Source organism: Actinoplanes sp. NPDC051633, from assembly GCF_040681735.1.
Lineage (GTDB): Bacteria > Actinomycetota > Actinomycetes > Mycobacteriales > Micromonosporaceae > Actinoplanes.
On the sequence record NZ_JBFAZH010000361.1, the window covers coordinates 1 to 6,634 of the forward strand.

At 69.1% G+C, this 6,634-nt stretch carries 7 protein-coding genes and 1 pseudogene; 5 read left to right on the forward strand and 3 right to left on the reverse strand.

The window, feature by feature from the left end:
- Positions 1 to 115: 115 nt before the first annotated feature.
- Together AB0M20_RS20495 and AB0M20_RS20500 are read left to right on the forward strand one after the other, a co-directional pair.
- A complete protein-coding gene (locus tag AB0M20_RS20495) occupies positions 116 to 1,252 on the forward strand; it encodes a hypothetical protein (RefSeq protein WP_364300327.1) in 1,137 nt (378 codons plus the stop codon).
- Positions 1,253 to 1,275: 23 nt separating this feature from the next.
- Complete coding sequence (locus tag AB0M20_RS20500; RefSeq protein WP_364300329.1) at positions 1,276 to 1,617, forward strand: hypothetical protein; 342 nt, start codon at positions 1,276 to 1,278, stop codon at positions 1,615 to 1,617.
- On the opposite strand, the gene AB0M20_RS20505 is transcribed toward AB0M20_RS20500, so the two are convergent.
- A complete protein-coding gene (locus AB0M20_RS20505) occupies positions 1,614 to 2,111 on the reverse strand; it encodes a hypothetical protein (RefSeq protein ID WP_364300331.1) in 498 nt (165 codons plus the stop codon). The genes AB0M20_RS20500 and AB0M20_RS20505 overlap by 4 nt on opposite strands.
- 227 nt (positions 2,112 to 2,338) lie before the next feature.
- On the opposite strand from AB0M20_RS20505, the gene AB0M20_RS20510 reads away from it, so the two are divergent.
- Positions 2,339 to 3,400 carry a nucleoside hydrolase gene (locus AB0M20_RS20510; RefSeq protein WP_364300333.1) on the forward strand — a complete coding sequence of 354 codons (1,062 nt, stop codon included), beginning with the start codon at positions 2,339 to 2,341 and terminating at the stop codon, positions 3,398 to 3,400.
- A 13-nt stretch (positions 3,401 to 3,413) separates the two neighbouring features.
- On the opposite strand, the gene AB0M20_RS20515 is transcribed toward AB0M20_RS20510, so the two are convergent.
- Positions 3,414 to 4,895 carry a DJ-1/PfpI family protein gene (locus tag AB0M20_RS20515; RefSeq protein WP_364300335.1) on the reverse strand — a complete coding sequence of 494 codons (1,482 nt, stop codon included), beginning with the start codon at positions 4,893 to 4,895 and terminating at the stop codon, positions 3,414 to 3,416.
- 183 nt (positions 4,896 to 5,078) lie between these two features.
- Here AB0M20_RS20515 and AB0M20_RS20520 point away from each other — a divergent pair.
- Positions 5,079 to 5,306, forward strand: a pseudogene (locus tag AB0M20_RS20520) (short-chain dehydrogenase); the annotation flags it as partial.
- Positions 5,307 to 5,381: 75 nt separating this feature from the next.
- Here AB0M20_RS20520 and AB0M20_RS20525 read toward each other — a convergent pair.
- The gene (locus AB0M20_RS20525) at positions 5,382 to 5,834 is read right to left on the reverse strand and encodes a hypothetical protein (RefSeq protein WP_364300338.1); all 453 of its coding nucleotides are present in this window, start codon (positions 5,832 to 5,834) and stop codon (positions 5,382 to 5,384) included.
- A gap of 131 nt (positions 5,835 to 5,965) precedes the next feature.
- Between AB0M20_RS20525 and AB0M20_RS20530 the strand changes: the two genes are divergently transcribed.
- The coding region (locus AB0M20_RS20530; RefSeq protein ID WP_364300340.1) for an NAD(P)H-binding protein at positions 5,966 to 6,634 on the forward strand (669 nt) is incomplete at its 3' end.

The following is a 6,634-nucleotide window of genomic DNA, read 5'->3' on the forward strand; positions in this document are numbered from 1 at the left end:
GCGCGTGGCCGACGGCAGTCCCCCCGTCTGCGGTCGGCCACGCTCATGCCCTCCGCCGGCGCCGCTTGGGCACCGTGAAGGAGAAATGAAACCGGCCACCTCTAACGTCGCAGCGATGAGCTTGTACGCCGATCAGTCCGGCCTGGCCGGCACAGCGCGAATGGTGGAGCGTGCGGGCGACGCCGTGGCAAAGGCCGCCGGCCACTTCGACAAGCACGGCGAGATCATCTGGATCCTCGACGGCATCATCAACCAGTTCCAGCCCGACGGTGATCAGATCCGTGCAGACGTCCTCGCCTACCTGGACAAGGCCGGGAAGGAGACCCTGCCGGCCACCGCGGACGCCATCACCCTCGCTCGCGACTACTACGTCCGCACCGACCATACGAGCGCGGAGAGATTCGACTCCACGCTGCCCGCCGTGAACGTCGCGGCGGAGGGCAAGGGAGTCTCCAGCGTGACGCCCGGCCCGGACAATCGGAACCAGACGATGTTCGAGGATGTGGTGGAGCCCGCCGATCATCTGAAGGACGTCGAGTACGACGACGACGCGTACGACATGCACTACAAGCCCAAGTGGCACGACTTCATCTCCCCGTCCACCGCGCTTCGTGACGCCATCTACGAGGTCACGGCATTCGCCGCGTGGCTGGGCATCTGCGATCGGGCCTACGACCCGTTCGAGGTGATCCTCAAGCCGCTCTGCGGCGACTGGGTGGGGATGGCCAGGGTCGGCACAGTGCTGGAGCAGGTGTCCGGTTGTCTCCGGGACGTCGGCATGAACCTGAGCATGCTGGCCTCCTGGCTGCCGACGGTGTGGGACGGCAACGCCGCGGACGCCGCGGACGCTCACCTGTACCGGTCGATCAAGTCGTTGCGGGCCGCTGCCGACTCGCTGCAGAAGATGGGCGCCGAGTATCGGAGCGCGGCTCAGGGCGCCTACGACATCGCCGACACGGTGGGCGGGCTGCTGCACGACATCGCCGACGCCGCCATCGCCGCGGCCGCCGCCGGCATGGTCGCCGGTGGGTCGGCCAGCACCGGCGTCGGTCTCCCCGTCGCCGCGCTCGCCGGCATCTTCGGCATGGCGGAGATCTGGCAGGTGTGGAACGGCGTCCGTACGGCGATGGAGTACATCGCCAAGCTGGAATCGCTCACCGCCACCCTGAAGAGCTCTGCCAACGGATTCGGCGCCGTCGACGGGGACTTCCCCCTGCCGCCTCTGCCGGCTGTCCCCGCACTGCCTGCCTGAACGACCCACCGAAAGGGCGCGGCATGAATGACACACCTCCGCAACAGCCGAGCGTCAGGGATCTCCTGTCCAAGTTCGAGCAGACGGCGGACGGCTGGCTGCTCCGCGACACCGTCGCTCGCCGCCATCGGCTGGCACGGATGATGGCCGAGCACGATGATCCCCTCGTCAGGGAGATGGGCGAGCAATTGCGCGACGGGCACGCGACTCCGCGGCGGCTGGCGTCCGTCCCCGAGTACTGGGAGACGCTGCAGCGCGGGGTCGGCCGGCTCGCCGAGACGGACCTCGCCGAGCTGGACGGCCGACTGGAGGACGCGCTGGACCGCGAACGCGGCGAGCCGGACCGCAGGCGCGGTGAGGATTAGCCGTCCACTCGGCTCTTGCGCCACTGGTGTGCGGCGAGGGCGATCAGCGCGGCGATCAGGCCGGTCCCGAGACCGATCATCATGGCGATTCCGCTGGTGTATGCACGTAGCGCAAGATCGTGCCAGGCAGGGCTGAACATGTCGGCGAAAGCGACAGCGCTTTCCGGTGGGTGGTGGCCGAGGGAGGGTCCCACGCTCCAGAGCAACTGATGGACCACCACGAGCGACAGCCCGTACAGGCCGCCGAGCATGAGGAAGTCCATGACCGGCCGGCGACTGCTCCGCACGACCGCCACCACCAGCCACACCGCGAACGGCACCAACGCGAGGAAGTAGTAGAGCAGGGAGCTCTCCGGGGCCACGATGTCCAGATCGGCCAGGACGGTGCGGGGCAGACCGAGCGCGACCAGCACCAGCATCAGCCGGGCCGGCAGGTCCGTAGCGGGAAACCGGCGATACCGGGCGGGCATCCGACGATCGGGGTGAACGTTCATCGCGCGTCTCCAAATGGGTGGCAAGCCGGGTCGTCAATGCACCATGCCCGCATCGACCCGCGAGACCATCCGTCCACGCGCGCATTGCTACGTACGCCCCGCGACGTATGGGCCTCGATGAAACCGGGATGAAGGCCGGGCGTGTCACGCTGGACCACTGTCGACATCGGACAGTTTCGCGCCGCATCTCCGCGCGTCGTGTGACCACCAGGAGAAAGAGGGACCTCATGTACCTGTCACGGCGCACGGCGATCGGCACGGTGGCGGCGGCTGCCGTGGCATCCGCGATCGGCCCGTCCGGCCCGTCCTGGGCCGGCGGAGCGATCGCACCCATCCCGGTGATCTACGACAGCGACCTGGACTTCGACGACGCCTCCACGCTGGCCTATCTGTGCGAGGAGCACAAACTCGGCCGCATCGACCTGCGAGCCGTCACCGTGGCGAACAACGGTTTCGGCCGGCCGGGCCGCACCCTGCGGCACGCGTTGAGCGTCCTGGAGCAGTGCGGGTTGCCGTGGATTCCCGTCGCCGAGGGCGCGACGGGGGAAGGCCGGAACCCCGCGCCGCCAGAGCTGGTCACGACGATCGAGAACGTCCTGAGCGGGTCACTCGGCGACGGTGACCGTCCGCCACACCAGGCACCGTTGAGCGCGCGAGATCTCTTGGTCCGCGCCGTTCTCTCGTCGGCGCGCCCGGTCACCGTCGTGGCCACCGGTCCGCTCACGAATGTGGCGGCGGCGCTGCGCGTTCGCGGTGTGGCGATGAGGATCGGGCGAATCCAACTCATGGGAGGTGCTCTTTATGTGCCGGGCAACCTCTACGGGTCGGCACTGCCCGGCTTCGACAACTCCCAGGAATTCAACATGTGGCTGGATCCGGCGTCGGCGCGGGAGGTCCTCCGCAGGGCCCGGCCCGGAAGTGTCCACATGGTTCCTTTAGACGCCACCGCCTCGACGCCGATCACGCATGGTTTCGTTGCGCGCCTGGGGGCGGACCAGGTCTCCCCCGGTGCCCGGATCACCCATCGCATCGTCACCCACCCCGACATGGCCGCATTGATCGATCTGGGCATCATGTACTGGTGGGACGCGCTGGCCGCGGTGTCGGCCGTCCACGACGACGGCACGATCACCACATTCGAGTCGAGGAAAGTCGACGTGGTGCAGGACGGCGAGCAGTGCGGACGCACGATCGTCACGCCGAGCGGATCGCGGATCCGAGCCGCTCTGAGTGCCGACGCCGGTGCGTTCGAGCAGCGTTTCATCGACTCACTCAACGGTCGCCGTTGATCCCGGACCTTCGTCATACCGCGGTCCTGACGTCGACCGCGTCCCGGGTGGCTGGTGCCGAGCTGTCGTGGCCGGACGGCGTCCTGCGGCGGCTCCGCACTTTCCGCACCGCCCACCGCACCGCGACGAGCACAACCAGGCCGCCGACGCCGTACAGCAGGGGCAGAAGCATGGCCGGCCAGGGCCATCCCGGCCCGGTGACGCCGTCGAGGTCGGACGGCGGGTACTCCAGGGTCTTGGCCCGCCATCGGGCGGTCGGGACGTCGATGGTACGGGCCATGTCCCGCAGCACCGCGTCGAAGGCGAAGCCCGGTCCGGCGTGCGGGAACTCCGGGACGATGTGCAGCACGTCGCGGGAGCGAGCGTCCAGGGCGGTCCGTCGCACCCGCGCCGCGTCAGCCCCCGGAACGATCAGCCGGTCCAGATCCCGCTCGGCGAAGGCGTCACCGCGCGGGACGAAGATCAGGCCGTGCCGCGACCGGATGGGCGCCGTCGCCCCCGCGCTGATCGCCCTGGTCCGTGCGGCATACGCGGCCTCGGTGTACGACCCGAAGATCGAGGCCAGCTCGAGCTCTCCCACGCCGTCGGTCAGGATCACCCCGATTGTGGGTCTGGGTCGGAAGGTCAGGTTGATGCCGGCGATGGTGTCGGACAATCCGAAGCTGGACGATGGCAGTGGTGCCGGACCGCCCGCCGAATAGTGTCGCCACCCCACCGCGGCAGCTGCTCTGGCGGCGGCTTGCGTGCCCAGCATGCGCTCGATGACCCTCAACGAGCCGTCGATGCCGGAGAGCACTCCGCCGGTGGTGATGATGTCTCCATCGTCGACGTACCGTGTGCCTCGTTGCCAATGCACATCCGGGTATGCCTCGCCCAGCGCCCCGAGCCGGAACCAGTGCGAGGTCGCGTCACGGCCGTCGAGCAGTCCGGCCGAAGCCAGCACCTCGGCTCCGATGCACACGCCGAGCACCAGAGTCCCCCGCTGCGCCTGCCGCGCCAGCCAGTTCCGCACCGGAGCGCTCACGGCCTGCTCGGCCGCGGGCATCTGCGGCACGACGACGACATCGGGTGCTTTCCCGGCGAGTCGTCCGTCCAGGGCCGCGAGGCTGAAGTCGGGAACGATGTCCAGTCCACCGAGCAATGTCACCCGCTTGCGTTCCGGCGCGGCGGTGTAGAGGTTGAACGCACCGGTGGCTGCGAACGTCTCGTACGGTCCCAGCGCGTCCCCCACATGGGCACCCTGGTTACTCAGGAGAATCACCACGGTGCGCTTGGCCGGATCATGGGGAGCCGGCGTCGCGTCGCGCACCGAGGCCGGAACCGTCGTGTCGGTGGCGGGTTCGTACAGCGTGTGCAGGTACGACGTCGCGTTTCTGACGCCCACCACGAGCGGCGGCGTCAGCACGGCGAGAATGACCACGCCTACGCGCAGCAGTGTCCGTGGCCACCGCCGTCCGGGCGAGCCGCCCGGCAGCGGGCTCTTGCGGAAGGCCATCGTCTCCTCCATCGCATCGGGTCGGATGCCGCCAGTCTGTTGGCGAGGAGATCCATCCGGCCAGTGACAGCGGCACGACCTCGGCCTGCAGATTGCACATGGAGCTGATCTACAGGTGCGGGCGGCGAGAGCCGCGTCCAGCACTTCTTCGTTCGTCTGAAGCTTGGGTCGTCCCACGCTTAGGAGAACATGCTCGACCATTTCGGCGTCCGAGAGGAGAACTGGCGGGACGCCACCGCCCAGGAGCCACACTTCGCTATCTCCGAGTCTCCTCGATTCGTCGGACGCGCCGTCGCCGCCCTGGCCGGCGACCCCCGACGCGCGCGGTGGAACGGCATGTCGCTGTCCAGCGGCGACCTCGCGAAGGAGTACGGATTCACAGATCTGGACGGCTCGCAGCCGGACGCGTGAAGGTACTTCCCGGAGGTCCAAAGTGCTGGGAATCCGGCCGACACCACCGGCTACCGCTGATCGACCCGGTGGCGCCTACGAGACGAGTGAGCGCAGCCGGTCGGGGTCGGCGATGATGTCGATGGCCACAACCTTGTCCGCGGCGACGGTGAAGCTCATGAGCGCCGTCGGCCGACCGTCCGCGGTGCTGAGCAGCCCGGCGGCTCCGTTGACGAGCACCGGCTCCGATGCGTACGCGAAGTGGGCGAAGGTGAGCGCCTGCCCGGCCACCGCCGCGGCACCGCGGATCGTCGTGAGGGTGGTGCCACGGTCGGCTAGCAGCAGCACATCGGGGTGCAGCACGCGGACGAGGGCCTCGAAGTCGCCGGCCCGGGTAGCGGCCATGAAGGCCTCGACGACACGGCGCTGCCGAGGCAGATCCTTCTCAGGTGCGGGCACGTCCTGGACCCGGCGGCGGGCTCGGCTGGCCAGCTGCTTGGCCGCGGACGGGGAACGCTCCAAGATGGAGGCGATGTCCTCGAAGGGCACACCGCTCTCAGATGGGGTCGGTGCGCCTGGAACCGTTCTGCGAGAAATTCCTGTGTCGCCACTGAAACCTTCCTCCGCCGCCGCCCGTCAGAGCGGTGTAGCCAGGCGAGACCGCAAGGGAGAGGGTACCCATGGATGCAAGCAGGAAGATCGCCGTAGCGGGAGCGACCGGACGCGTCGGCCGTCACGTGGTCGACGTGTTGACCGCGGCCGGACACGAGGTCGTCGCGATGTCCCGGTCCACCGGGGTGGACGTGATCACAGGCAAGGGACTGGCGCAGGCGCTGACCGGCGTGGAGTGCGTGATCGACACCGCAACGGGGCCGTCACCGGAGCGGTCGACGGCCACCGAGTTCTTCACCACGGCCGCCGCCAACCTGCACAAGGCCGGCGAACAGGCAGGCGTGCAGCGGATGGTCGTGGTTTCGATCATCGGCATCGACAGGTTCACCGCCGGCTACAACGCGGCGAAGCTCGCCCACGAGCAGGCCGCGTTGTCCGGCCCGGTCCCGGTCCGGATCCTGCGCGCGGCGCAGTTCCACGAGTTCGTCGCCGAGCTGGTCGACTGGGGCCGGCGGGGCGAAGTCACCCACGTACCGAGGATGCGAACGCAGTTGGTGGCTGCCCGTACCGTCGCCGAGGCCCTCGCCGGCCTTGCGGTCGCCGCCGAGCCGGCGCCGAGCGGCGCGCCCATCCCGGAGATCGCCGGTCCACGACCGGAGAACCTGGACGAGATGGCGGCCCTGCACCTCGCGCGGCGTGGCGACCCGACCAGGGTGGAAGGTGTCAGCGACCCGAAC